The organism is Burkholderia anthinoferrum, assembly GCF_002925705.1.
Classification (GTDB): domain Bacteria; phylum Pseudomonadota; class Gammaproteobacteria; order Burkholderiales; family Burkholderiaceae; genus Burkholderia; species Burkholderia semiarida.
This window is the reverse complement of record NZ_LFZP01000044.1, coordinates 124,603-150,578: the sequence shown is the minus strand read 5'-3', so window position 1 is coordinate 150,578 and position 25,976 is coordinate 124,603. Positions and strand designations below refer to the sequence as shown.

The 25,976-nt window shown below is 66.1% G+C and carries 26 protein-coding genes and 1 tRNA gene; 14 read left to right on the top strand and 13 right to left on the bottom strand.

Going from position 1 to position 25,976, the window contains the following annotated elements:
• Positions 1-8: 8 nt before the first annotated feature.
• Both C5F75_RS16365 and C5F75_RS16360 read left to right on the top strand, forming a co-directional pair.
• Positions 9-878: an ATP-binding protein gene (locus tag C5F75_RS16365; protein ID WP_027783462.1), complete on the top strand. Its 870-nt coding sequence runs from the start codon at positions 9-11 to the stop codon at positions 876-878.
• On the top strand, positions 875-1,318 hold the full coding sequence (locus tag C5F75_RS16360) for an NUDIX domain-containing protein (protein ID WP_059580864.1): 444 nt from the start codon (positions 875-877) through the stop codon (positions 1,316-1,318). The genes C5F75_RS16365 and C5F75_RS16360 overlap by 4 nt, the downstream gene beginning before the upstream one ends.
• Positions 1,319-1,375: 57 nt before the next feature.
• Here C5F75_RS16360 and C5F75_RS16355 read toward each other — a convergent pair whose 3' ends face one another.
• The 9 genes from C5F75_RS16355 to C5F75_RS16315 all read right to left on the bottom strand — a co-directional run bounded on the left by C5F75_RS16355 (position 1,376) and on the right by C5F75_RS16315 (position 9,242).
• Entirely contained in the window at positions 1,376-1,576 is a 201-nt protein-coding gene (locus C5F75_RS16355) for a DNA gyrase inhibitor YacG (protein WP_021159902.1), read from the bottom strand.
• A 28-nt stretch (positions 1,577-1,604) separates the two neighbouring features.
• The gene (zapD, locus tag C5F75_RS16350; protein ID WP_059580870.1) at positions 1,605-2,360 is read right to left on the bottom strand and encodes a cell division protein ZapD; all 756 of its coding nucleotides are present in this window, start codon (positions 2,358-2,360) and stop codon (positions 1,605-1,607) included.
• A 109-nt stretch (positions 2,361-2,469) separates the two neighbouring features.
• A complete protein-coding gene (gene coaE / locus C5F75_RS16345; protein ID WP_059580872.1) occupies positions 2,470-3,075 on the bottom strand; it encodes a dephospho-CoA kinase in 606 nt (201 codons plus the stop codon).
• A 1-nt stretch (position 3,076) separates the two neighbouring features.
• On the bottom strand, positions 3,077-3,988 hold the full coding sequence (locus C5F75_RS16340; protein WP_099316051.1) for a prepilin peptidase: 912 nt from the start codon (positions 3,986-3,988) through the stop codon (positions 3,077-3,079).
• Between the two features lie 46 nt (positions 3,989-4,034).
• Entirely contained in the window at positions 4,035-5,240 is a 1,206-nt protein-coding gene (locus tag C5F75_RS16335) for a type II secretion system F family protein (protein WP_104012452.1), read from the bottom strand.
• A 2-nt stretch (positions 5,241-5,242) separates the two neighbouring features.
• Positions 5,243-6,505 carry a GspE/PulE family protein gene (locus tag C5F75_RS16330; protein ID WP_059638018.1) on the bottom strand — a complete coding sequence of 421 codons (1,263 nt, stop codon included), beginning with the start codon at positions 6,503-6,505 and terminating at the stop codon, positions 5,243-5,245.
• Between the two features lie 83 nt (positions 6,506-6,588).
• Positions 6,589-7,881: an HlyC/CorC family transporter gene (locus tag C5F75_RS16325; protein ID WP_081066450.1), complete on the bottom strand. Its 1,293-nt coding sequence runs from the start codon at positions 7,879-7,881 to the stop codon at positions 6,589-6,591.
• A gap of 140 nt (positions 7,882-8,021) precedes the next feature.
• Positions 8,022-8,098: transfer RNA gene (locus tag C5F75_RS16320), tRNA-Pro, on the bottom strand.
• Between the two features lie 148 nt (positions 8,099-8,246).
• The gene (locus C5F75_RS16315) at positions 8,247-9,242 is read right to left on the bottom strand and encodes a polyprenyl synthetase family protein (protein ID WP_059580886.1); all 996 of its coding nucleotides are present in this window, start codon (positions 9,240-9,242) and stop codon (positions 8,247-8,249) included.
• A 210-nt stretch (positions 9,243-9,452) separates the two neighbouring features.
• On the opposite strand from C5F75_RS16315, the gene rplU reads away from it, so the two are divergent.
• The 4 genes from rplU (at position 9,453) to proB (ending at position 12,561) form a co-directional block, all read left to right on the top strand.
• Positions 9,453-9,764 carry a 50S ribosomal protein L21 gene (gene rplU, locus C5F75_RS16310; RefSeq protein WP_006025184.1) on the top strand — a complete coding sequence of 104 codons (312 nt, stop codon included), beginning with the start codon at positions 9,453-9,455 and terminating at the stop codon, positions 9,762-9,764.
• Positions 9,765-9,788: 24 nt separating this feature from the next.
• Positions 9,789-10,052: a 50S ribosomal protein L27 gene (gene rpmA, locus C5F75_RS16305; RefSeq protein ID WP_006476999.1), complete on the top strand. Its 264-nt coding sequence runs from the start codon at positions 9,789-9,791 to the stop codon at positions 10,050-10,052.
• Between the two features lie 186 nt (positions 10,053-10,238).
• Complete coding sequence (obgE, locus tag C5F75_RS16300) at positions 10,239-11,351, top strand: GTPase ObgE (RefSeq protein WP_059580889.1); 1,113 nt, start codon at positions 10,239-10,241, stop codon at positions 11,349-11,351.
• 91 nt (positions 11,352-11,442) lie between these two features.
• Positions 11,443-12,561 (top strand): glutamate 5-kinase, encoded by a 1,119-nt coding sequence (gene proB / locus C5F75_RS16295; RefSeq protein ID WP_059580892.1) that lies wholly within the window; start codon positions 11,443-11,445, stop codon positions 12,559-12,561.
• Between the two features lie 96 nt (positions 12,562-12,657).
• On the opposite strand, the gene C5F75_RS16290 is transcribed toward proB, so the two are convergent.
• Both C5F75_RS16290 and C5F75_RS16285 read right to left on the bottom strand, forming a co-directional pair.
• The gene (locus C5F75_RS16290; RefSeq protein ID WP_059580894.1) at positions 12,658-13,266 is read right to left on the bottom strand and encodes a CNP1-like family protein; all 609 of its coding nucleotides are present in this window, start codon (positions 13,264-13,266) and stop codon (positions 12,658-12,660) included.
• A 13-nt stretch (positions 13,267-13,279) separates the two neighbouring features.
• Positions 13,280-13,924, bottom strand: coding sequence for an RNA pyrophosphohydrolase (locus tag C5F75_RS16285; protein ID WP_104012451.1), 645 nt, complete (start codon positions 13,922-13,924; stop codon positions 13,280-13,282).
• 228 nt (positions 13,925-14,152) lie between these two features.
• Between C5F75_RS16285 and C5F75_RS16275 the strand changes: the two genes are divergently transcribed.
• Together C5F75_RS16275 and C5F75_RS16270 are read left to right on the top strand one after the other, a co-directional pair.
• Positions 14,153-15,889, top strand: a complete 1,737-nt coding sequence (locus C5F75_RS16275) for a proline--tRNA ligase (RefSeq protein ID WP_059580899.1) — start codon at positions 14,153-14,155, stop codon at positions 15,887-15,889.
• Between the two features lie 20 nt (positions 15,890-15,909).
• Positions 15,910-16,512, top strand: a complete 603-nt coding sequence (locus C5F75_RS16270; protein ID WP_059638023.1) for a MarC family protein — start codon at positions 15,910-15,912, stop codon at positions 16,510-16,512.
• Positions 16,513-16,604: 92 nt separating this feature from the next.
• Here the strand turns inward: C5F75_RS16270 and C5F75_RS16265 are convergent, their stop codons facing one another.
• The gene (locus tag C5F75_RS16265; protein ID WP_059580903.1) at positions 16,605-17,156 is read right to left on the bottom strand and encodes a hypoxanthine-guanine phosphoribosyltransferase; all 552 of its coding nucleotides are present in this window, start codon (positions 17,154-17,156) and stop codon (positions 16,605-16,607) included.
• 94 nt (positions 17,157-17,250) lie between these two features.
• Positions 17,251-18,618 carry a signal recognition particle protein gene (gene ffh, locus C5F75_RS16260; protein WP_059580906.1) on the bottom strand — a complete coding sequence of 456 codons (1,368 nt, stop codon included), beginning with the start codon at positions 18,616-18,618 and terminating at the stop codon, positions 17,251-17,253.
• 89 nt (positions 18,619-18,707) lie between these two features.
• Here ffh and C5F75_RS16255 point away from each other — a divergent pair, with 89 nt between their 5' ends.
• The 6 genes from C5F75_RS16255 (at position 18,708) to C5F75_RS16220 (ending at position 25,963) form a co-directional block, all read left to right on the top strand.
• Positions 18,708-19,601, top strand: a complete 894-nt coding sequence (locus C5F75_RS16255; protein WP_059580909.1) for a cytochrome C assembly family protein — start codon at positions 18,708-18,710, stop codon at positions 19,599-19,601.
• A gap of 13 nt (positions 19,602-19,614) precedes the next feature.
• Positions 19,615-19,923, top strand: coding sequence for a PP0621 family protein (locus C5F75_RS16250; RefSeq protein WP_104012450.1), 309 nt, complete (start codon positions 19,615-19,617; stop codon positions 19,921-19,923).
• Positions 19,920-20,510 (top strand): 1,6-anhydro-N-acetylmuramyl-L-alanine amidase AmpD, encoded by a 591-nt coding sequence (ampD, locus tag C5F75_RS16245; RefSeq protein WP_059580913.1) that lies wholly within the window; start codon positions 19,920-19,922, stop codon positions 20,508-20,510. Before C5F75_RS16250 ends, ampD begins: the two co-directional genes overlap by 4 nt.
• Positions 20,511-20,962: 452 nt before the next feature.
• Positions 20,963-23,977, top strand: coding sequence for a ribonucleoside-diphosphate reductase subunit alpha (locus tag C5F75_RS16235; protein WP_059580916.1), 3,015 nt, complete (start codon positions 20,963-20,965; stop codon positions 23,975-23,977).
• Between the two features lie 365 nt (positions 23,978-24,342).
• Complete coding sequence (locus C5F75_RS16225) at positions 24,343-25,554, top strand: ribonucleotide-diphosphate reductase subunit beta (protein WP_006476978.1); 1,212 nt, start codon at positions 24,343-24,345, stop codon at positions 25,552-25,554.
• Between the two features lie 82 nt (positions 25,555-25,636).
• A complete protein-coding gene (locus C5F75_RS16220; protein ID WP_081059043.1) occupies positions 25,637-25,963 on the top strand; it encodes a hypothetical protein in 327 nt (108 codons plus the stop codon).
• The last annotated feature ends 13 nt before the right edge of the window (positions 25,964-25,976 follow it).

The window sequence follows — 25,976 nt, the reverse complement described above, 5'->3', positions numbered from 1 at the left end:
CGAACGACATGGACAAGCTTGAACAGTTTCTGACACGCGCGGAAGCGCTGCTCGGCCGTCTCGAAGGGATGTTGCCGCCCGCGCCGGCGGCCATCGACTGGAACGCGGCGCACGCGTTCCGCTGGCGCAAGCGCCAGGGGCGCGGTTACCTGCAGCCGGTGCCGGCCGTGTCGTCGATCACGCTCGGCGACCTGCACAACATCGACCGCCAGAAAGCGCTGATCGACCAGAACACGCGCCAGTTCGTGCAGCGCAAGCCGGCCAACAACGTGCTGCTGACCGGCGCACGCGGTACCGGCAAGTCGTCGCTGATCAAGGCGTGCCTGAATGCGTACGCGAACGACGGGCTGCGCCTGATCGAAGTGGACAAGGACGACCTGCACGATCTCGGCGACATCGTCGACCTGATCTCGCAGCGTCCGGAGCGGTTCATCGTGTTTTGCGACGACTTGTCGTTCGAGGACGGCGAATCGGGCTACAAGGCGCTGAAGGTCGCGCTCGACGGCTCGATCGCCGCGCAATCGGACAACGTGCTGATCTACGCGACGTCGAACCGCCGTCACCTGCTGCCCGAGTACATGAGCGACAACGAGTCGTACAAGCATCTGCCGGACGGCGAGATTCACCCCGGCGAAGTCGTCGAGGAGAAGATCTCGCTGTCGGAGCGTTTCGGCCTGTGGGTCAGCTTCTATCCGTTCAAGCAGGACGACTACCTCGACATCGTCGCGCACTGGCTGCGTCACTTCGGCTGTCCGGATGCGGAGATCGAGACCGCGCGCGGCGACGCGCTCGTATGGGCGCTCGAGCGCGGCTCGCGCTCGGGCCGCGTCGCGTGGCAGTTCGCGCGAGACTGGTCGGGCCGCAAGGAGCAGGCATGAGCGCGGATCAGGCACAAGGCGCCGTGCGGGCGCCTGACGGCCGCAAGGTGACCGAAGTCGCGGTCGGCGTGATGGTGCAGCCGGACGGCAGGTATCTGCTCGCGCAACGCCTGCAGGGCAAGCCGTATGAAGGTTACTGGGAGTTCCCGGGCGGCAAGCTGGAGGCCGGCGAAAGCGTCGAGGACGCACTGGCGCGCGAGCTGCACGAGGAACTCGGCATCGAAGTCACGGCCAGCCACCGCTGGCACACGCTCGAGCACGATTATCCGCACGCGTATGTGCGGCTCTATTTCTGCAAGGTGACGGGCTGGACCGGCGAGCCTCACAGCAAGGAAGGGCAGGCGTTCGTGTGGCAGCAACTGCCGGTCGAGGTCGCGCCGCTGTTGCCGGCGGCGCTGCCGGTGCTCGAACTGCTCGAGAAGGAAGCGGCGTCGCAGTGACGCCGCGGCGGCCTGCCTGAAACGCAGGCCATATTGGCGGACGGCGCCGCGCGCCGCTCAACTGTCGCGGCGATTGTCCGTGCCGTCTTCTTCCGACGACGGGCCCTCGTCGGAAGAACCGCCGATCCGATACTTTTCCGCGGCCCATGCGCCGAGGTCGAGCTGCTTGCAGCGGGCCGAACAGAAGGGACGGAACTTGTTTTCAGGCGTCCAGCGCACTTCTGCGCCGCACGAAGGACATTTCACGACGGTAGTCATACGAAAGCGTTGAACCGGCACGCGGCCGTTACAGATTACACAGGGTCAGATGGAACGGCACGTCGATGTCCACCGCGCGCGGCCGCACGTCGCCGTCCTGCATCGTGAACCGCACCCACAGCATGTATTTGTTGGCGCTCGCCTCGGGAATCACGCGCAGCTCCGGCGACACCCGCACCTGCATCAACTGATAGCTGCGCCCGGACAGCATCTGCTGGTAGCTGCCCTGCATCGCCATGACCTTCGACGCCTGACCCGATTCGCGCGCGAGCCGCAGCACGATCGCCGCTGCGTCGCGCAACGGCAGCAACGGCAGGATCCACTTCGCGATGTCCTGGCGCCGCTGCTCGGCCGGCCATTGCTGCCACGCGTAGTACGACGGCAGGTCGAACTTGCACGTCCCGCCCGGGATCACCGCGCGGCTGCGGATGCTGGCGAGCCACTCGTTGTCGACGAGGTGCTGGCCGGTCTTGCCCTGCATCTGCGCGAGATTCGCGAGCGTCTGCTCGATTTCGCCGAGCACGGCTTCGAGCGCGTTCTGCTCGATACCCGGATTGCCGCGAAAGGGGGCGAGCGTCTGGCGTTGGCGTTCGAGCTCCTTCATCAGATCCGATTTCAGGTCCGCGCGGCCCGTCACCTCGGCGATTTCGAACAGCGTCGTCAGCGCGACGTGGTGCTCACGCGGGTCCTCCTGAGCCAAAAAGAACGCGAAGCGCTCGAACAGATCTTCGAGACGCAACAGCGTGCGAATTCGCTCGTTGAACGGATACTCGTAAAGAATCAAGCGCGCTCGCCTCTTGGGTAGGGATTGAAACAATGAAGGACATTCTAATGCCCCCTCTCTACCCTAGCAACGCGCCAATTTCGTACACCATCAGGATTGCATGCGATGCTCAGTGCGCGGCTGCGAATCCGACGTAGCGTTGGTGCAGTGCATCGACCTGCGCGGCGAGCGCGTCGGGCGTGACCGCGTCGTTGACGATCACGTCGTCGGCCGCCGCGAGGCGGGCCTCGCGCGTCGCCTGTCGCGCGATGATCGCTTCGACCTGTTCGCGCGTGAAGCCGTTGCGCCGCATCACGCGCGCGATCTGCGTTTCGACCGGGCAGTCGACGACGAGCACGCGATCGCTGCGCGCCTTCCAGGTGCCCGACTCGACGAGCAGCGGCACGACGAACATCACGTACGGGCCCCGCGCCTCGCGCGCCTCGCGGTCGGTCTCCGCGCGGATCAGCGGATGCGTGATCGCTTCGAGGCGCCGGCGCGCGTCGTCGTCGCTGAAGATCAGCGTGCGCATCTTCGCGCGATCGAGCGAGCCGTCGGCGGCCACGAAGCCGCGGCCGAAAGCCTGCTCGATCGCCGGCATCGCGAGACCGCCCGGCGCGGTGATGCGGTGGGCGATCAGGTCGGTATCGACGAGCGATGCGCCACGGGCGCCGAACAGGTCGGCAACGGTCGTCTTGCCGCTGCCGATGCCGCCCGTGAGTCCTACTGAAAACATGTCAGCCTCCGAGCGCCGCATAGAAAGGGGTGCCGAAAAACAGCGTGGCGACGCCGCCGGCCGCGAGGAACGGGCCGAACGGAATCGGCTCCTCGAAGCGCATGCGGCCGCGCCAGGTCGCGACGAGCCCGACGATCGCGCCGGTCACCGCCGCGAACAGCACGACCTGCGGCAGCGCGGCCCAGCCCATCCATGCGCCGAGCGCGGCAAGCAGCTTCAGGTCGCCGAAACCGATGCCCTCGATGCCGCGCAGCCACTTGAACAGCCAGTAGATCGACCACAGGAACAGGTAGCCGGCCATCGCGCCGATCACGGCCGAGCGCAGCGACGTGAAGGTGCCGCCGAGGTTGAGCGCGAGCCCGGCCCACAGCAGCGGCAGCGTCATCGAATCGGGCAGGTAGCCGGTGCGGATGTCGATCGCGCTCATCGCGAGCAGCGCCGCGCACAGCGCGAACGCGGCAAGCGCGGCGACGGTCGGGCCGAACGCCGCGAGCGAGACGGCGGCGAGCAGCGCGCACGCGAGTTCGACGAGCACATAGCGGATGCCGATCGAATGGCCGCAGCGCCGGCAGCGCCCGCGCAGCACCAGGTAGCTGACGAGCGGGATGTTCTCCCAGGCGCGCAACACGTGGCCGCAATGCGGGCAGGCGCTGCGCGGGCGCCACAGATCGTAGCGCGGCGGATAACCGTCGTCGGGCGGCGGGGGCTCGGTGCCCGTCGCTTCGGCGATTTCGGCCTGCCACGCACGCTGCATCATCACGGGCAACCGGTGCGCGACCACGTTCAGGAAGCTGCCGACGCACAGGCCGATGACGATCGCGAACGCATACTGCAGCGCGGGCGGCAGCATCGCCAGCGCGAGCAGCGTGCTCTCGGGCGAATCGGAAACGGCGGGCAGGAGCGCTGGCGTCATGAGGATCAAGGTTCGGGGCAAAAAGGCGACAGAGTCGGTTGCGATGCTACACCACGTTGCCGAGCTGAAGGATGGGCAGGTACATCGCGATCACGAGGCCGCCGACGAGCGCGCCCAGGACGATCACGATCAACGGTTCGCCGAGCGCCGCGAGCGCATCGAGGCGCGCGTCGAGCTGACGTTCGCACAACGCGGCGATGTCGGCGAGCATCGTGTCGAGCGCACCGGTTTCCTCGGCGACGGCGATCGGTTGCACGACGTCGTCCGGAAAGCAGCCGGCCGAATGCATCGCATCGGCCAGGCGCACGCCGCGCAACACGCGTGCGGCGATGTGCGCGGTAGCCTGCGCGAACACCGGGTGGCCGGCCGTGCGCTCGAGCGTGGCGAACGCATCGGCGAGCGGCACGCCGGCGCCGAGCAGGGTCGCCAGCGAGCGGCACCAGCGTGCGGCCGCGAACCGCTCCAGTGCGCTGCCCGCGAGCGGCGCGCGCAACAGGTGTCGCGCGAGCGCATGGCGCAATGCGGACGAGCGCCGAAGCGCGTGCTGCGCGGCAAGCCCCGTGGCGGCCGCGCCGGCCAGCAGCACGCCGCCCCACGCCGACAGCGCGGAGGACAGCGCGAGCAGCGCGCGGGTCGGTGCGGGCAGGGCGGCGCCGAAACCGTCGAAGATCTGCCGGAAGGTCGGCACGATCCACACCATCAATGCTGCCGAGATCGCGAGCGCGAACAGGATGACGGCGGCCGGATACGCGAGCGCGGCACGCAGCTTGCGCCATTGCGCGTCGGCGCGCTCGCGGTGTTCCGCGACCCGCGTCAGCACGATGCCGAGCGAACCGGACGCCTCGCCGACCTCGATCAACTGACGATACAGCGTACCGAACTGCGAGGGATAACGTGCGAGTGCGTCGGCGAAGCGCCGGCCGCCGACGATCTCGCGGGCGAGCCCCGCGGCGATGCGCGGCACGCCGTCGCGCGTGCGGGTGCGCGCGAGCATCTCGAGCGACGGTGCAAGCGGCAGGCCGGCGTGCAACAGGCTCGCGAGCTGGCGCGTGAAGCGTGTGATGTCACGGGCGCCGGCCGCCGGCGGACGGGCCGGCCCGCGGACGTCGAGCGATAGTACCGCGATGCCGTCGCGCGCCAGCGTGGCGCGCGCGGCCGCCGCGTCGAAGGCGATGACGATCCCGCGGCGCGACGCGCCGTCGCGATGGCGGCCGCGCCATGCAAAGCGGGTTTCGCGCGGTGGCGTGCGCATCTTCACGCCGCGGGCGTGGCGGCGACGGCTTCAGCGATGCTCGTCGTGCCGTCCAGCACGCGCGCGAATGCCGCGTCGCGCAGGGTACGCACGCCCTCGGCCGCCACGCATTGCGCGAGTTCGCCGACGCTTGCCCGCGCGACGATGCGCTCGGCCAGCCCGGGCGATACCGGCATCGTCTGATGCAGCCCGATGCGGCCGCGATAGCCGATTCCGTGACAGGCGGAACAGCCGCGCGCCACGAACGGCCGCCAGCCGGTTGCCAGCGCCGCCGGGTCGCAGCCGGCTTCCCGCAACGCGCGCGCCGATGCGTCCGAATGCACGCGGCAGGCGACGCACAGGCGCCGGACGAGGCGCTGCGCGGTGACGAGGTGCAGCGCGGCCGCGAGGTTGTACGGTGCGACGCCGATGTCGAGCAGCCGTGCGACGGCGGCCGGCGCGTCGTTCGTATGCAGCGTCGACAGCACGAGATGGCCTGTCTGGGCGGCCTTGATCGCGACATCGGCCGTCTCCGCATCGCGAATCTCGCCGACCATGATGACGTCGGGATCCTGTCGCAACAGCGCGCGCAGCGCGGTCGCAAATGTGAGACCGGCCTTGTCGGCGACGCCGACCTGGTTGATCCCGTCGAGCTGGATCTCGGCGGGATCCTCGACCGTACAGACGTTGTGCGCGTCGCGATCGAGCATCTGCAGCGCGCAGTAGAGCGACAGCGTCTTGCCGCTGCCGGTCGGGCCGGTGACGAGCACGAGGCCATGCGGCGCGCGGATCGCGGCCTCCATCGCGGCGGCCTGCCGCGCGTCGAAGCCGAGGTTGGCAAGCGTGAGATCGGGCGGCAGCGTTTCGAGCCGCCGCAGCACGAGCTTTTCGCCGAACAGCGTCGGCAGCGAACTGACGCGGTAGTCGCCGCGCGTGCCGCCGTCGATCGCGATGCGCAGCCGGCCGTCCTGCGGAAGCCGCCGCTCGGCGATGTCCATGCGCGAGAGCACCTTGATCCGCGTCACGAGCGCATCGCGCAGGTGCAGCGGCGGTCGCGCATGTTCATGCAGTACGCCGTCGATGCGCAGACGGATGCGCCAGCCGGCTTCGAACGGCTCGACGTGGATGTCCGACGCGTCGCGCACGCGCGCCGCGTGCAGCGTGTCCGTCAGCAGCCGTACGGCCGGGGCATCGTCGAGCTGGGCCGCATCGAGTGCATGGGGCGCGGCGGCGTGCGCGGGCGCCGACTGCGTGTGCGGCGACGCCCCGGAGGAAGGGAAGTGCATGTGAGCCGGCACGCTGGCCGCCTGTTGACCGTGATGCGCAGATGATCGCGCGTCGCGGGCGGCGCCGGCAGTCGGCCGTTCGGCTAGCGGGAGGCGGCGCGCCCGCTGCGCGTGCCGCGCGGCTTGAAGAGCTTGACGGTGCGTACCGCCTGATCGTCGCTGCGCATCACTTCGAGCATCACGTCGCCAATTTTCAGGCACACGTCGTCTTCCGGAATTTCCTCGAGGATCTCGAGCACGAGCCCATTCAGCGTCTTCGGCCCGTCGGTCGGCAGTTTCAGGTGCAGCCAGCGGTTCAGTTCGCGCAGCGGCATGCTGGCCGACACGATGCATTCGCCGTTCTCGTCCCAGCCACCCGCGCGTTCGCTGCGCGGCATCGACGTCGTGAATTCGCCGATCAGCTCCTCGATGATGTCCTCGGGCGTGACGAGTCCTTCGAGCTCGCCGTACTCGTTGACGACGAGCGCGGTGCGCTGCCGCGTTTCCTGGAAGAACTGGAGCTGCTGGACCACCGGCGTGCCCGACGGCACGTAGTACGGCTCGGCGAGCAGCGTGCGCAGCGTCTCGCGGTCGAAATCCTGGTTGTGCAGCCCGGTGAGCGTCTTGCGCACGTGCAGTACGCCGAGCACCTTGTCGATGTCGCCTTCGTAGACCACCAGGCGGTTGTGATAGCAGGTTTCGAGCTGATGCAGGATGTCGTCGAGCGGCGCGTAGAAGTTGAGCGACTCGATCTGGCGGCGCGGCACCATCACGTCGTCGACCGTGATGTTCTCGAGGTCGAACAGGTTGAGCAGGATGCTGCGGTGCTTGGTCGGCATGAAACTGCTCGATTCGAGCACGATGGCGCGCAGCTCGTCGGCCGACATTCGCTGGTCGCGGCCCTTCTTCGTGTTGATGCGCAGCACCCACAGCACGCCGTTCGCGAGCGCATTGACGAACCAGACGACCGGCTTGAACACGCGCATCAACGGGGCGATCACGAGGCTCGCGGGCAGCGCGATGCGCTCGGGGAACGTCGCGCCGACGATCTTCGGCGCGATTTCCGCGAACACGATGATCAGGAACGCGACGACGCCGGTCGCGATCGACAGCGCGAGGTTGTTGCGGCCGAACGTATGGAGCGCGAGCGACGTCGTGAGGACCGGAATGATCGTGTTGAACAGGTTGTTGCCGATCAGGATCACGCTGAGCAGCAAGTCAGTGCGCGTGAGCAGCCCCTGCGTGGTTTTCGCGCCGAGCACGCCCTGGCCGGCGAGATGCTTCAGCCGATGGCGATTGAGCGCCATCATCGCGGTCTCGGAAATGGAAAAGAAGCTGGAACAGAGGAGAAGCAGGAAGACGGCGCCGATTTGCGCCCATAAGGGAATTTGGTCCACGCGTTGGAAAGGGCAGTGAAGGACAGGGATGGGGCAAATATAGCAGAGGCCGGCGACCGCGATGTGTCGCGCGCGACACGAGGGCCCGCGGCGGCTGGACGAAAAAAAACCGTGCACAAGGTGCACGGCTTTTTTAAATCTGGTCGGGGTGAGAGGATTCGAACCTCCGGCCTCTACGTCCCGAACGTAGCGCTCTACCAGGCTAAGCTACACCCCGATTTTTGCTCTTCGGACTTCGCCGTCTTCTTGAAGATCGCTGCGTCGTCACAAGCAAGAACGTAACTATAACGATGTTTTTTCTAAAAGGGAATACTTTGGTGAAGAAATTTTTCGAGACAAGGCGGCGCTTCCCGTTCGCCGCGTGTTTACGACTGCCGCGACGTCGAGTATGAACACAACCCGAGCAGGCTTTCCTTGTAGATCGAATCGGGGAACGCGGCAATCGCCGCCGCCGCCGCCTGCGCTTCCTGGCGTGCGCATTCGAGCGTATGGTCGAGCGCGCCCGAGCGCGTGATCGCTTCGAAAATCGTGTCGAAGCGATCGGTGCCGCCGTGTTCGATCGCCTCGCGGGCGAGCGCCGACTGGTCGGGCGTGCCGCGTTCGATCAGATAGATGAGCGGCAGCGTCGGCTTGCCTTCGCGCAAGTCGTCGCCGGCATTCTTGCCCATTGCCTCGGCGGTGCCCGCATAGTCGAGCCAGTCGTCCATGATCTGGAATGCGGTGCCGATCCGGCGGCCGTATTCGGCGGCGGCGGCCTCGGTCGGCGCGTCGGCGCCCGCGAGCACGGCGCCCAGGCGGGCCGATGCCTCGAACAGCTTCGCCGTCTTGTAGCGGATCACCTGCATGTAGCGCGTCTCGTCGACGTCCGCGTCGTGCATGTTCAGGAGTTGCAGCACCTCGCCTTCCGAAATGATCGTCGTCGCTTCGGACAGGATCTCCATCACGCGCATCTTGCCGACGCCGACCATCATCTCGAACGAGCGCGAGTAGAGGTAATCGCCTACCAGCACGCTCGCCGCGTTGCCGAACAGCGCATTGGCGGTCTGGCGGCCGCGGCGCAGCTCGGATTCGTCGACGACGTCGTCATGCAGCAGCGTGGCCGTATGGATGAACTCGACGACGGCGGCCAGCACGTGCCGCTGGTGCGACGTTTCGCCGAGCGCGCCGGCGACGAGCAGCAGCAACGCCGGACGCAGCCGCTTGCCGCCCGCGCCGATGATGTACTCGGCGATCTGGTTGATCAGCAGCACGTCGGACGCGAGGCTTTGCCGGATAACGCGATTCACCTGCTCCATGTCGCTGGTGATCGGGGCGAGCAGGTGGGCGGCGCTGAGGGTGGGGGAGGCGGTGGACGACGACATGATGATGGAATTGGGTGATGCGGCGGATTATAAGTCGAATCCGCGATATGCCGGTCTGTCAGACATACCCGTGGCGCGATTTTGGCCGTCCGGCCGAGGCCCGCGCGCGGCAATCGTCGATCGGCTTTGACTTGGGTGCTAACCCCATGTATAATCACGTGTTTTCCGCGCGTGGTGTGCGGAAAAATTGGATCCAGAGTGAGGTTCTCAATGTACGCGGTCATAAAAACCGGCGGCAAGCAGTACAAGGTTGCCGTTGGCGAAAAACTCAAAGTAGAACAGATACCGGCTGACATTGACGCTGAAATCACGCTCGACCAGGTTCTCGCAGTGGGCGAAGGCGAATCGATTAAGTTCGGTACGCCGCTGGTCAGTGGGGCTTCCGTCAAGGCCACCGTCGTGTCGCACGGTCGTCATGCCAAGGTCACCATCTTCAAGATGCGTCGCCGGAAGCACTACCAAAAGCACGGCGGCCACCGCCAGAACTACACTGAGCTGCGCATCGACGCGATCAACGCGTAAGCGCCTCGGTAAAGGAGCAATCAGATGGCACACAAAAAGGCAGGCGGCTCTTCCCGGAACGGCCGCGACTCCGAGTCGAAACGTCTCGGCGTGAAAGTGTACGGCGGCCAGGCAATCAACGCTGGCGGCATCATCGTGCGTCAGCGCGGCACGCGCATGCACGCTGGCGAGAACGTCGGCATGGGCAAGGATCACACCCTGTTCGCGCTGGTCGACGGTCACGTCAAGTTCGCGACGAAGGGCGCGGACAAGAAGCATCTGGTCATCGTCGTCCCGGCGGCTGCCTGAGTCAGGCACCCACGGGCTTCGTAGCCGAAAGGCCCCGCAGTCTTCGCGGGGCCTTTTTTATTGGGTCGCCGGCCGCAAATGCGGGCCGGCGACCCTCGCGCAACCGGCGTACGATCGGCCGAACGGCAGATTGTTCAAGCGTGTCGGCGCGCGGCACAATAGCGGAAATACTGGGCGGAGTGGCGAATGAAGTTCATTGACGAAGCACGAATCGAAGTCATCGCCGGCGACGGAGGCGATGGCAGCGCGTCGATGCGCCGCGAGAAATTCGTCCCGTTCGGCGGGCCGGACGGCGGCGACGGCGGCCGGGGCGGCAGCGTTTACGCGATCGCCGACCGCAACATCAACACGCTGATCGACTACCGTTACGCGAAGAAGCACCTCGCGCGCAACGGCGAAAACGGCCGCGGCTCGGATTGCTACGGCAAGGGTGGCGACGATGTCACGCTGCGCATGCCGGTCGGCACGATCATCAGCGACATGGATACCGGCGAGCTGATCGCCGATCTGACCGAGCACGACCAGCGGGTGATGCTCGCGCAGGGCGGCGCCGGCGGCCTCGGCAACCTGCATTTCAAGTCGAGCACGAACCGCGCGCCGCGCCAGAAGACGGACGGCAAGCCGGGCGAGCGGCGCATGCTGAAGCTCGAGCTGAAGGTGCTCGCCGACGTCGGCCTGCTCGGCATGCCGAACGCGGGCAAGTCGACCTTCATCTCGTCGGTGTCGAACGCGAAGCCGAAGATCGCCGACTACCCGTTCACGACGCTCGCGCCGAATCTCGGCGTGGTGCGTGTCGGGCCGAGCAAGAGCTTCGTGATCGCCGATATCCCGGGGCTGATCGAAGGGGCGGCCGAAGGCGCGGGCCTCGGGCATCAATTCCTGCGCCACCTGCAGCGTACCGGCGTGCTGCTGCATCTGGTCGATCTCGCGCCGTTCGACGAAAGCGTCGATCCGGTCGCGGAAGCGACGGCGATCGTCGGCGAGCTGCGCAAGTACGACGAGGCGCTCTACGAGAAGCCGCGCTGGCTCGTGCTCAACAAGCTGGACATGGTGCCGGAAGACGAGCGCGAGGCGCGCGTCGCGGATTTCCTCGACCGCTTCGGCTGGGACGGCCCCGTGTTCGAGATCTCCGCGCTGACGGGCCAGGGCTGCGAAGCGCTGTGCTACGCGATCTACGACTACCTCTCCGAACATTCGGACGCGCATCGCGCGGCGGAGGCGGAGGATCTCGCGGCGGACGTGCGTTTCCGCGAGGCGCCGTCGGCGAAGGGTGGTGCGGCGCCGGGCGACGACGCCTGAACGGTTCGCTGACGCGCCGGGCGTGCCGCCCGGCGTTGGCGTTCCATCGGGCCCGGCCGGGGCGGGCATCAGATACAGGAGACAGTGCAGGATGCGTTCGATCATCGCGGATTCGAAGCGATTGGTGGTGAAGGTGGGCTCCAGCCTCGTGACCAACGACGGCAAGGGGCTCGATCATGCTGCAATCGGCCGCTGGGCAGCCCAGATCGCTGCGCTGCGTGCGCAGGGCAAGGAAGTCGTGCTCGTCAGTTCGGGCGCGATCGCCGAAGGCATGCAGCGGCTCGGCTGGAGCAAGCGGCCGCGGGAAATCGACGAGTTGCAGGCCGCCGCCGCGGTCGGCCAGATGGGGCTCGCGCAAGTCTACGAAAGCCGCTTTACCGAGCACGGCATCCGCACCGCGCAGATCCTGCTCACGCACGCCGACCTGGCGGATCGCGAGCGCTATCTGAACGCGCGTTCGACGCTGCTCACGCTGCTGCGGCTCGGCGTCGTGCCGATCATCAACGAGAACGACACGGTCGTCACCGACGAAATCAAGTTCGGCGACAACGACACGCTCGGCGCGCTCGTCGCGAACCTGATCGAAGGCGATGCACTGATCATCCTCACCGACCAGTCGGGGCTGTTCACGGCCGATCCGCGCAAGGACCCGAATGCGACGCTCGTCGGCGAGGCCAACGCGGGCGCACCGGAGCTCGAGGCGATGGCCGGCGGGGCCGGTTCGAGTCTGGGCCGCGGCGGAATGCTGACGAAGATCCTCGCTGCGAAGCGGGCGGCACACAGCGGCGCGAATACCGTGATCGCAAGCGGCCGGGAGTCCGACGTGCTCGTGCGTCTGGCGGCCGGAGAGGCGATCGGCACGCAACTGATCGCACGGACCGCGCGGATGGCGGCACGCAAGCAATGGATGGCCGATCATCTGCAGGTGCGCGGCCATGTCGTGATCGATGCCGGCGCGGTCGAGAAGCTGACGGCCGGCGGCAAGAGCCTGCTGCCGATCGGCGTCACCGACGTGCAGGGCGCGTTCGCGCGCGGCGAGGTGATCGCGTGTGTCGGCCCGGACGGGCGCGAGGTGGCGCGCGGGCTCACGAACTACAGCAGCGCGGAAACGAAGCTGATTCACCGCAAGCCGAGCGGCGAGATCGAGGCCGTGCTCGGCTACATGCTGGAGCCCGAACTGATTCATCGCGACAACCTCGTGCTGGTGTGATCGCCAGCCGGTTTTCGTCGTCGAAATGAAAAAGCCCGCATCGCGCGGGCTTTTCGTTGCAGCGGGGCGATGCGGGCGACGGGCCCCCGCGCGCCGTCAGCGCAGCTGCGTCATCGCGGTGCGGTGGAACCGGATGTTTTCGAGGATCTGCCGGGTGGAGCCCTGGGGCATCTTGTTCGAACAGAAGTAGTCCTGGTAGAGCGCGGAGTGGTAGGCGTTCAGCTCGCCGTTCTCGATGCGCCGCCAGTCGTTCTCGACGGTGCGATCCCAGCCGTTGTGGTCCGCGTTCAGGCCGGCGTACTGGCGCCATTCGTAGGTGTCGCAGCGGATGCCTTCGTAGTTCACGTTGCGCGCGCCGGCGGGGCTCGTGATCACGACGGCGTAGCGCACGACGCCGTCGGTGCCGACGTCGAGCGACTTCGCATCGACGAAGAACTTGAGCGGCGTGTTCTGCGACACGTTGAATGGCAGCAGATCGCCCGTTTGCGGCAGCGGCGGCAGCGTGTCGACGGCGTTTTCCTTCCAGGTTCCCTGCCGGTCGAGCAGGTACACGAACTCGCTGTCATCCTTGTTGGACGGCGCTTTCGAGTTCGCGCAACCGGCCAGGGCGGCCATCGCGGCGATCGATGCGAGCGCGAGAGCAATCGCTTTCAATATGCATTCCTCGTAAAAAAAGGGCGCGACACCAAGGTCGCGCCCGGTCATGCAGTCCAACTCGTCATTCGCCGACGATCACGCGGGGCGGCATCTCGTCGAGCGTGCTCGCTTCCACTTCGATCTCCGAACAGACTACCGATGCGTCGACAATCGTCAGCGTCTGGGCCTGTGCGCCGATGACGCGCGGATAGCGCGACACACGCGGCCCGCGCGGCTTCTCGGCTCGCTGCGCCGGGCGGCGCAGGAAGCGCGACAGTTCCGTCAGCGCCAACTGATAGACATCCCGCTTGAACTCGATCACCGCATCGAGCGGCACCCAGTACTCGTTCCAGCGCCACGCATCGAACTCCGGGTGATCGGTCGCGCGCAAGCAAATGTCGCAATCGCGTCCGACCATCCGCAGCAGGAACCAGATCTGCTTCTGGCCGCGGTAATGACCGCGTACTTCGCGTTTGATGAACTTGTCAGGCACCTCGTAACGCAACCAGTCGCGAGTGCGGCCGATTATCTTGACGTGTTCCGGATGCAGGCCCGTTTCCTCGTGCAGTTCCCGGTACATCGCCTGCATGGGGGTCTCGCCGTACTTGATCCCACCTTGAGGAAACTGCCAGGAATGCTCGCGGAGCCGCTTGCCCCAAAACACCTCGTTGCGCGCGTTCAAGAGGATGATGCCGACGTTCGGGCGAAAGCCTTCACGATCCAGCATACAACCACCTTCGAATCCTTTAAAATTGCTTTGATTATAAACAGATAACGGGCGCTGCGCACCGTGACGGAGCGAATCCGCGCGGGGTACGCCGGCTGAATTGTCCCTGATTAGTCTGCTACGTCGTCTGCGCCATCGTCGTCCCTCGTTGTTCGCCGCGCGCAGCTTTTTCACCTTGAAACTTTTTCGGGCGCCCCGCCTGGGGGCGCCGTTTTTGGAACCGTCCGCATGAAAGCTTCCCGTTTCTTTATCGGCACCCTGAAAGAGGCACCCGCCGACGCAGAGATCGTCAGCCACAAGCTGATGGTCCGCGCCGGCATGATCCGTCGCGTCGCCGGCGGCATCTACAACTATCTGCCGGTCGGCCTGCGTTCGATTCGCAAGGTCGAGGCGATCGTGCGCGAGGAAATGAACCGGGCGGGCGCCATCGAGCTGCTGATGCCGGCCGTGCAGCCGGCCGAGCTGTGGCAGGAATCGGGCCGCTGGGAACAGTACGGCCCCGAGTTGCTGCGCTTCAAGGACCGCAAGGACAACGATTTCGTGATCGGGCCGACGCACGAGGAAGTCGTCACCGACATCGCACGCAACCAGATCAAGAGCTACCGGCAGATGCCGGTGAACTTCTACCAGATCCAGACGAAGTTCCGCGACGAGATCCGTCCGCGCTTCGGCGTGATGCGCGGCCGCGAATTCATCATGAAGGACGCGTATTCGTTCGACAAGGATGCGGCGGGCCTGAACGAGTCGTACCGCAAGATGTACGACGCGTACGTGCGCATCTTCACGCGCCTCGGCCTCGAGTTCCGCGCGGTGGCGGCCGACAGCGGCTCGATCGGCGGCAACTTCTCGCACGAATTTCACGTGATCGCCGACACCGGCGAGGACGCGATCGCGTACTGCCCGACGTCCGAATTCGCGGCGAACGTCGAGGCGGCCGAAGCGCTGCCGCTGATTGCCGAGCGCGCGGCGCCGGCCGAAACGATGGAAAAGGTCGCGACGCCCGGCAAGGCGAAGTGCGAGGCCGTCGCCGAACTGCTGTCGATCCCGCTCGAGCGCACGATCAAGTCGATCGTGCTCGCGACCGACAATGAAGGCGCCGAGCCGACCATCTGGCTCGTGATGCTGCGCGGCGATCACGATCTGAACGAGATCAAGGTGTCGAAGCTGCCGGGCCTGAAGAACCACCGCTTCGCGACCGAGCAGGAAATCGTCGAGTGGTTCGGCACGCCGCCGGGCTACCTCGGGCCGGTCGGCACGAAGAAGCCGGTGAAGGTGATCGCCGACCGCACGGTCGCGAACATGAGCGACTTCGTCGTCGGCGCGAACGAGGTCGACTATCACATCGCGGGCGTGAACTGGGGCCGCGACCTGCCGGAGCCGGAAGTTGCCGACGTGCGCAACGTGAAGAAGGGCGATCCGTCGCCGGACGGCAAGGGCGTGATCGACATCTGCCGCGGCATCGAGGTCGGCCACGTGTTCCAGCTCGGCACCAAGTACTCGGAAGCGATGGGCGCGACGTTCCTCGACGAGTCGGGCAAGCCGCAGCCGATGCTGATGGGCTGCTACGGCGTCGGCATCACGCGTATCCTCGGTGCGGCGATCGAGCAGAACTTCGACGACCGCGGCATCATCTGGCCCGAGTCGATCGCGCCGTTCGAGGTCGTGCTGTGCCCGATGGGCTACGACCGCAGCGACATGGTGCGCGAGACGGCCGACAAGCTGTACGCGGAACTCGTCGCCGCGGGCATCGACGTGATCCTCGACGATCGCGGCGAGCGCCCGGGCGTGATGTTCGCCGACTGGGAGCTGATCGGCGTGCCGCATCGTCTCGTGATCGGTGAGCGCGGCCTGAAGGAAGGCAAGGTCGAATACCAGGGCCGCCGCGACGCCGAAGCGACGCTGCTGCCGGCCGACGCGGCCGCGGCGACGGTCGCCGAGAAGATCCGCGCCGCGCTCGCGCACTGAGCGCGGCGACCGGGGACACGATGGAATACACGTTCCTGTCCGCCACCGTGCTCCTCGTGCTGATCACGGACCCGCTCGGCAACATCCCGCTGTTCATTTCGGCGATGCGGGATGTGCCGCGCGAGCGGCGCGTGAAGCTGATCCTGCGCGAAGTAGGGATCGCGTTCGTGATCCTGCTGTTCTTCATGCTGGTCGGCGATCGCTTTCTGCGGATGATGAGCCTCACCGACCTGTCGCTGCGGCTCGGCGGCGGGATCGTGCTGTTCCTGATCGCGCTGCGGATGATTTTCCCGCATCCGGACGGCGCGCTGGGCAGCGATCCGCGCGCGGGCGGCGAGCCGTTCATCGTGCCGCTCGCGATTCCGGCGCTGGCGGGGCCGTCCGCGCTCGCGACGGTGATGCTGATGACGTCGCAGGCGCCCGGCAAGATGCTCGAGTGGGTCGGCGCGCTGACGGTCACGATGCTCGTCTGCGCGATCACGCTGGTGCTGGCCGAACGGATCCAGCAGTGGCTCGGCGAGCGGACGGTCGCGGCGTTCGAGCGGCTGATGGGGCTCGTGCTCGTCGCGATCTCGGTCGAGATGCTGCTGGCCGGCATTCGCGCGTTCGTGCACCAGTTATAAGCAGGCGGCGCGGAAACAAAAAAGCGGCGCCCCGGGCAACCGGCGCGCCGCTTTCTATTTGTATGGCGGGTATATGGCGGACAGCGCGGCGATCAGACGTTCGCGGTTAGCGCGCGGATCGTCGGCAGGTTGCGCCAGTAGCCCTTCGCGTCCATCCCGCAGCCGAACACGTAGCGGTCCGGCACCGAGAAGCCGCAGAAGTCGGGGTGCAGCGGTTTCGCCTTCGTGAGCGTCTTCTCGCACAGCACGGCGGACATGAAGCGCTTCGCGCCCATGTCGAGGATGCGGTCGCGGATCGCGGCCATCGTCTCGCCTTCGTCGAGGATGTCGTCGAGTACGAGCACGATGCGGTCCTTCACCGATTCGCGCGGTGCGACGCGCCAGTGCATCTCCGGGCTGCCCTGCGTCGTGTTGCGGTAGCGGGTCAGGTGGATGTAGTCGAATTCGAGCGGGAAATCGAGATGCGGCAGCAGCATCCCGGTAAACACTGCGGCGCCGCCCATCACCGAGAGAACGAGCGGGAACGCGTCGCCGATCTCGGCGCGGATCGCGTCGGCCATCTTCGAGATCGACGCGTTGACGGCGTCGGCCGAGACGATCTCTTCGGAGTGGTCGAAAATGTGGAGGGCTTCTTCGCGGTTCATGTGTTCTGGCGGGCAGTCGGTATACAAATAAGGATGAAGCAGAACGGCCGGCGCGCGCTACGGCAAAAACCCGCGCGCCGGCCGACGGGCGAAATCAGCGCATGCCGGGCATCATGCCCTTCAGCCCGCGCATCATCTTCTGCATGTTGCCGCCCTTCAGCTTCTTCATCATCGTACGCATCTGGTCGTACTGGTTCAGCATCCGGTTGACTTCCTGCACCGGCACGCCCGCGCCGGCTGCAATGCGGCGCTTGCGCGTCGCCTTGATGATTTCGGGTTTCGCGCGCTCGGCGGGCGTCATCGAGCTGATGATGCCTTCCATCCGGCGGATCGACTTCTCGGCCTGGCCCATGTCGGCGCCGGCCGCCGCCTGCTGGAACTGCGCGGGCAGTTTGTCCATCAGCGACGACAGGCCGCCCATGTTCTTCATCTGCGAGATCTGCGCGCGGAAATCGTTCAGGTCGAAGTCGCCGCCTTTCTTGACCTTGTCGGCGAGCTTCTGCGCGGCCTGGACGTCGACGCCGCGCTGCGCCTCCTCGACGAGCGCGAGGATGTCGCCCATGCCGAGGATCCGGTTCGCCATCCGGTCGGGGTGGAACACCTCGAGGCCGTCGAGCTTCTCGGCGACGCCGACGAACTTGATCGGCTTGCCCGTGATGTGGCGCACCGACAGCGCGGCGCCGCCGCGCGAGTCGCCGTCGAGCTTGGTCAGCACGACGCCGGTGAGCGGCAGCGTGTCGTTGAAGGCCTTCGCGGTGTTGACCGCGTCCTGGCCGAGCATCGCGTCGACGACGAACAGCGTTTCGGCCGGCTTCAGCACGCCGTGCAGCGCGGCGATTTCCTGCATCATCGCCTCGTCGATGCCGAGGCGGCCGGCCGTGTCGACGATCAGCACGTCATGGTAGTGGCGCTTCGCCCAGTCGACGGCCGCGAGCGCGATGTCGACGGGCTTCTGGTCCGGCGTGGACGGGAAGAAATCGGCGCCGACCTGTTCGCTCACCGTTTTCAGCTGCATGATCGCGGCCGGGCGATACACGTCGCACGACACGGTCAGCACCTTCTTCTTGTACTTCTCGCGCAGCAGCTTCGCGAGCTTGCCGGCGGTCGTGGTCTTGCCCGCGCCTTGCAGGCCGGCCATCAGGATCACCGCGGGCGGCGTGACCGCGAGGTTCAGCTCGGCGGCCTTGCCTTCGTAGTCGCCGCCGATCACGGCGGTGAGTTCCTTCTGGACCACGCCGACGAGCGCCTGGCCCGGCGACAGGCTGCTGATCACTTCTTCGCCGAGCGCCTTTTCCTTGACCTTGGCGATGAATTCGCGGACGACCGGCAGCGACACGTCGGCTTCCAGCAGCGCGAGACGCACCTCGCGGAGCATCTCCTGCGTATTCGCCTCGGTGAGCCGGGCCTCGCCGCGCAGCGTCTTGACGACGCGCGCCATCCGTTGAGTGAGATTGTCGAGCATGGGGAGCGATGGACAGTGGGGCCCGAAGGCGCGGCGGAACCGAACAAAGGGAGCCGTCGCGGGGAGGGGGCCTAGTGTAAACTTCGAACATGGATATTGTACTGTATGCCCTCACCGCATTCCTGTACGGCGGCCTCGCCGTCGCAGGCTGGCGTGCGCACCGCCAGGGTGCGACGCCGCTCGTCGCGAGCGTGCCGGCCGTGCCGGTCCCGGCGTCCGCCGCGTCCGGGATGAGCGGGGCCGGCCGCGCGCTGCTGTTCGCCGCGCTAGTCGCGCACGGCGTGCTGCTGCACATGACGATCTTTCCGAACGACGCGATGGTGTTCGGCTTCGCGTTCGCGCTGTCCGCGATGTTCTGGCTCGGCGCCGGCATCTACTGGATCGAGAGCTTCTTCTTCCCGCTCGACAGCCTGCGCCTGCTGGTGCTGCCGCTCGCGTGCGGCGCGTCGCTGCTGCCGCTGATATTCGGCGGCGTGCGGGTGCTGCCCTATGCCGCGGCGCCGCTGTTCAAGCTGCATTTCCTGATCGCGAACATCGCGTACGGCCTCTTCGCGATCGCCGCGCTGCACGCGATCCTGATGCTGATGGTCGAGCGGCGTCTGCAGTCGCTCAGGAGCGGCGGGCGCGACGGCTCGACGGGCTGGATCGCGAGCTGGCTCGAAACGCTGCCGCCGCTGCTCACGCTCGAGAAGCTGCTGTTCCGCCTGATCGGCGCCGGCTTCGTGCTGCTGACGCTGACGCTCGCGTCGGGCATCCTGTTCAGCGAGCAGGTCGACGCGCGCGCGTTGCGGCTCGATCACAAGACGGTGTTCGCGATCCTGTCGTGGCTGATGTTCGGCGGCCTGCTGGTCGCCCGCAAGACGTCGGGCTGGCGTGGCCGCGGGGCCGCGCGCTGGGTGCTCGTGTCGTTCGCCGCGCTGCTGCTCGCGTATGTCGGCAGCCGGTTCGTTTTCGAGGTGCTGCTGCACCGCTCCGTGGTTTGACCGCAGGTTTCCGATGCGACAGATTCTTCTCCTGATTCTTCTCTTCTTCGCGGGTTCGTGGCTTGCGCGCAAGCTGCGCCACGCGCAGGAACAGGCGCAGGCGCGCGGCGGTCGCGGCACCGGTAACGGCGGTGCGCCCGGCGCCGGTGCCGCGCGCCCGAACGGCGACGCGCGCTCGCTGCCCGAACCGATGGTGCGCTGCGCCGAGTGCGGCGTGCATGCGCCGAAGGGCGATGCCATCGCCGCGAGCGGCGAATACTTCTGCAGCGCCGAGCATGCGCAGCGCCACGCCGCGCGCGTGAACGGCCGCGACGCGCGATGAGCGACGCGCCGGTGTTGTCGGTCGACGCGAACGGCTGGGTGCGCGAAGCGCGCCATGCGCCGTCGCCGAACTTCGAGGCGCGGCCCGCGGGTGCGGTGCCGACGCTCGTGGTCGTCCACAACATCAGCCTGCCGCCCGGCGAATTCGGCGGCGACGCGATCGAGGCGCTGTTCCTGAATCGCCTCGACTGCGATGCGCACCCCTATTACCAGAGCCACCTGCGCGGCGTGCGCGTGTCCGCCCATTTCCTGATCCGCCGCGGCGGCGAGCTCGTGCAGTTCGTGTCGTGCGACGAGCGCGCATGGCATGCGGGCTCGTCCGAGTTCTTCGGCCGCACGCGCTGCAACGACTTCTCGATCGGCATCGAGCTCGAGGGGGCCGACGACGTGCCGTTCGACGATGCGCAATACGCGGTGCTCGCCGCGCTCTCGCGCGCGCTCGCCGCGCGCTACCCGGTCGATGCGTTCGCCGGGCATTCGGACGTCGCGCCGGGCCGCAAGACCGACCCGGGCCCGCATTTCGATTGGCAACGCTTCGCGAGCGATGCCGGTTTTTCCGCCGAATACTTTCCTTTCCGTCAGCACTGATCGCGGGGTTTTTTGATCGGAGAAAGTTTTTTCTCCGATCAATGCCTTGCCGCGTCTGCGCGTGAGCGATGTCAAGACCTCTATCGCAAATTATCCGTTTGGACGTCCTCCGAATGTCCACTATACTTGGTGCCAGTTGAGCGGTTCTGTACTAGATATAGTGTGTGTCGCAGGGGAAAACCCGAGCGGCACCGGCCGGCGGGCAACGTCGGCGGACAGGGTTCTCAAGGCGGCGCGTCAGGCCGGGCGGTCCGGGCGTCGCGACCAGCGCAGCGAACATCGACGGGGCAGGGTACACATGACGAAGCACACGACCGGCCGGGTTGTCGCGCATCGACCGAACCGGCTTCCCCGGCGCATCGCTCGCCTCTTACCGCTCGCGCACCGCATTGCGCAGCGTTCGTTTTAATCCGCGGTTCTCTCCGCACCATCCAACACCAGGAGCTTTGCACATGCAAACCACCGACAACGCGACGTCCCAGTACGAGAGCGCCTCGAGCCGTCCGCTCGGCGGGACCGAACAGGGCGCGAAGGCGCTCGCGCCGCAGGCCACGTTCGCCGACTACAAGGTGATCCGCCGCAACGGCAGCGTGGTGTCGTTCGAACCCTCGAAGATCGCGATCGCGGTGACCAAGGCTTTCCTGGCCGTCAATGGCGGGCAGGGCGCGGCATCGGCGCGCGTACGCGAGCAGGTCGAGCAACTGACGCACAACGTCGTTCGCGCGCTCGTGCGCAGCCGCCCGAACGGCGGTACGTTCCATATCGAAGACATCCAGGATCAGGTCGAACTCGCGCTGATGCGCGGCGGCGAGCACAACGTCGCGCGTGCGTACGTGCTGTACCGCGAGAAGCGTCACCTCGAGCGCCAGCATGCGGGCGAGGAAGCGGCGGCAGCGGGCGGCGAGTCGACCACCGGCATCAACGTCGTCGACAACGGCGTCACGCGTCCGCTCGACCTGAACGCGCTGCGCGCGCTGATCGTGTCGGCGTGCGACGGCCTCGGCGCTGCGGTTAACCCTGACCCGATCGTCGCGGAGACGGTGAAGAACCTGTACGACGGCGTGCCGATGAGCCAGGTCTACGACTCGGCGATCCTCGCGGCGCGCACGATGATCGAAAAGGATCCGGCATACAGCCAGGTCACGGCCCGCATCCTGCTGCACACGATCCGTCGCGAGATCCTCGGCGAGGAAGTCGTGCAGGCCGAGATGTCGACCCGCTACGCCGAATACTTCCCGCAGTTCCTGAAGCGCGGCGTGGACGCCGGCCTGCTCGACGACAAGCTGCTGCAGTTCGACCTGAAGCGCCTCGGCGAAGCGCTCGACGCGAACCGCGACCTGCAGTTCGGCTACCTCGGCCTGCAGACGCTGTACGACCGCTACTTCCTGCACGTCGAAGGCACCCGCATCGAAATGCCGCAGGCATTCTTCATGCGCGTCGCGATGGGCCTGTCGCTGAACGAGATCGACCGCGAAACGCGCGCGATCGAGTTCTACAACGTGCTGTCGAGCTTCGACTTCATGAGCTCGACGCCGACGCTGTTCAACTCGGGCACGCACCGCTCGCAGCTGTCGTCGTGCTACCTGACGACGGTCGCCGACGATCTCGACGGCATCTATGAGGCGCTGAAGGAAAACGCGCTGCTGTCGAAGTTCGCCGGCGGCCTCGGCAACGACTGGACGCGCGTGCGCGCACTCGGCTCGCATATCAAGGGCACGAACGGCAAGTCGCAAGGCGTGGTCCCGTTCCTGAAGGTCGTGAACGACACGGCCGTCGCGGTGAACCAGGGCGGCAAGCGCAAGGGCGCGGTCTGCGCGTACCTCGAATCGTGGCACCTCGACATCGAGGAGTTCCTGGAGCTGCGCAAGAACACCGGTGACGACCGTCGCCGCACGCACGACATGAACACGGCGAACTGGATTCCCGACCTGTTCATGAAGCGCGTGATGGAAGGCGCCGACTGGACGCTGTTCTCGCCGTCGACCTGCCCGGACCTGCACGACAAGTTCGGCGCGGAATTCGAGGCGGCTTACACGGCTTACGAAGACAAGGTCGCGCGCGGCGAGATCAAGCTGTTCAAGAAGATCCCGGCGCAGCAGCTCTGGCGCAAGATGCTCGGCATGCTGTTCGAGACGGGCCACCCGTGGATCACGTTCAAGGATCCGTGCAACGTGCGCTCGCCGCAGCAGCACGTCGGCGTCGTCCACTCGTCGAACCTGTGCACGGAAATCACGCTGAACACGAGCGACACCGAAATCGCGGTGTGCAACCTCGGCTCGGTGAACCTCGTCGCCCACCTGGTGAAGCAGGCCGACGGCAGCTACGCGCTCGACCATGACAAGCTCAAGCGCACGATCAGCGTCGCGATGCGCATGCTCGACAACGTGATCGACATCAACTACTACGCGGTGCCGAAGGCGCGTAACTCGAACCTGAAGCACCGCCCGGTCGGCATGGGCATCATGGGCTTCCAGGACTGCCTGCACCTGCTGCGCACGCCGTACGCGTCGCAAGCGGCGGTCGAGTTCGCCGACCGTTCGATGGAAGCCGTCTGCTACTACGCGTACTACGCGTCGACCGAGCTGGCCGAGGAGCGCGGCCGCTACTCGAGCTACCGCGGCTCGCTGTGGGATCGCGGCATCCTCCCGCAGGACACGCTGAAGCTGCTGACGGAAGCGCGCGGCGGCTACGTCGAGGTCGACACGTCGGAATCGCTCGACTGGACGACGCTGCGTGCGCGGATCGCCACGCACGGCATGCGCAACTCGAACTGCGTCGCGATCGCGCCGACGGCGACGATCTCGAACATCATCGGCGTGTCGGCCTGTATCGAGCCGACCTTCCAGAACCTGTACGTGAAGTCGAACCTGTCGGGCGAATTCACGGTGGTGAACGAATATCTCGTCCGCGACCTGAAGGAGCGCGGCCTGTGGGACGAAGTGATGGTCGCCGACCTGAAGTACTTCGACGGCATGCTGTCGCGCATCGACCGCATCCCGGCCGACCTGCGCGCGATCTACGCGACCGCGTTCGAGGTCGACCCGACGTGGCTGGTCGAAGCGGCATCGCGTCGCCAGAAGTGGATCGACCAGGCGCAGTCGCTGAACATCTACATGGGCGGCGCGTCGGGCAAGAAGCTCGACGAGGTGTACAAGCTCGCATGGCTGCGCGGCCTGAAGACGACCTACTACCTCCGCACGATGGCGGCGACGCACGTCGAGAAGTCGACGGTCGCGCACGGCGCGCTGAACGCGGTGCCGACGGGCGGTGCGGGCAGCGGCGGTGCAGGCGGTTCGGGCAGCGGCGGCGCGCAAGGCGCGGCGGGCGGCTTCGGTGCGGCAGGCGGCGCTGCATCGTCGGGTACGGTCAACGCGGCGCCGGCGCTCGCGCCGGTGGAAGCAGACGGTCCGGTGTGCACGATGCGTCCGGGCGACCCCGGCTTCGACGAGTGCGAAGCGTGCCAGTAACGCAGTGCGCCTGACCTGAGAAGCAGGCCTGGGCGGCGCGCACGACGACCGATCGAGGTTGAAGTGTGCGCCGCTCTCAACTAAAAAAATGATAAGGAATCTGTAACGCGACACCTGCGTTGCAGGCAGTGACAAGCGATCGAAACAGCCCCGACGACGTCGCGTTTCGATCAGCGTTCGACGCGTCGAGCGCACCTCGCGATACAAGCGCGACTCACGTCGCGCGCTGCATGAATGACGATGCGTTGCTCAAAGTGTTGTATCGAGGTCGCAACGCGAATCGAAAAAAGGATTTTTCGTGAGCGAACCCTTTTATCGCTCAGGAAAAGATGGTACAAACCGTTCTAAATTGATGGTGAGAATTTATGCTCAACTGGGATGACGAGAAGACTGCCGTAACCCCCGCGAGCGGAGCGCAGCAAAACGCGATGCGCACCTCCGCCGGGATGGCTGTCGGAATGCAGGCTGCAACGCCTGCCGCCCATCAGGTCCGTGACATTTTCGAAGGCGATCTTGCGGTGCCGCCGCAAGCATCGGCTGTTCCCGCCGGCGGTACGGAAGCGCGGGTCAATGTCGCCGACAAGCGCATCATCAACGGCCAGACTGACGTCAATCAGCTGGTGCCGTTCAAGTACAAGTGGGCGTGGGAAAAGTATCTGGCCGGTTGCGCGAACCACTGGATGCCGCAGGAAATCAACATGTCCCGCGACATCGCACTGTGGAAGGACCCGAACGGTCTGACCGAGGACGAGCGCCGCATCGTGAAGCGCAACCTCGGCTTCTTCGTGACGGCCGATTCGCTCGCGGCGAACAACATCGTGCTCGGCACGTACCGCCACATCACGGCGCCCGAGTGCCGGCAGTTCCTGCTGCGCCAGGCGTTCGAGGAAGCGATCCACACGCACGCGTACCAATACATCGTCGAATCGCTCGGCCTCGACGAAGGCGAGATCTTCAACGCATACCACGAGGTCACGTCGATCCGCGCGAAGGACGAATTCCTGATCCCGTTCATTCATACGCTGACGGACCCGGCCTTCAAGACCGGCACGCTCGAAGCGGATCAGAAGCTGCTGAAGTCGTTGATCGTGTTCGCCTGCATCATGGAAGGCCTGTTCTTCTATGTCGGGTTTACGCAGATCCTCGCACTCGGCCGCCAGAACAAGATGACGGGTGCTGCGGAGCAATATCAGTACATCCTGCGCGACGAGTCGATGCACTGCAACTTCGGCATCGACCTGATCAACCAGATCAAGCTCGAGAACCCGCATCTCTGGACCGCCGAATTCCGCGCCGAGATCCGCGAGCTGTTCAAGCAGGCTGTCGAACTCGAATACCGCTACGCCGAGGACACGATGCCGCGCGGCGTGCTGGGTTTGAACGCGTCGATGTTCAAGAGCTATCTGCGCTTCATCAGCAACCGCCGTTGCCAGCAGATCGGCCTCGACCCGCTGTTCCCGAACGAGGAAAACCCGTTCCCGTGGATGAGCGAGATGATCGACCTGAAGAAGGAACGCAACTTCTTCGAGACGCGTGTGATCGAGTATCAGACGGGGGGCGCGCTGTCCTGGGAATAACCCGCAGCAGCGAACCCGTTACATGATGGAGCAGCCGGTGGCCTCTCGGCCCCGGCCCAAGGTTTAGGAGCAAGAACGCCTGATGCAAAGCATGCCCGGTGCCTTAGCGGCCCAACGATACGACAGGCACTTTGCGAACCCTTCAGTGGGATGGGCAAACTTCCCTCCGGAAAAAGCGGACGGCCGTGTGGCGGTCCGCTTGATCAAGCGATTAGGGGTAGCGGCGCGAGGTGCGCCGGCTACCGACTTGATTTGGCGCGCGAGGCCGGGTGGTCACGCGCGCCATACCGTATTCATTAGCGTAAGCGCGCGGTATCTGCGTACGCCGATGAATAGCCCGCTTCGAAGCGCACGTCCTGAACAGCGTCCGCGGGAAGCGGGTTTTGACGAAGGGTGTAGTTTGAACTGACTCTCATCTGAAC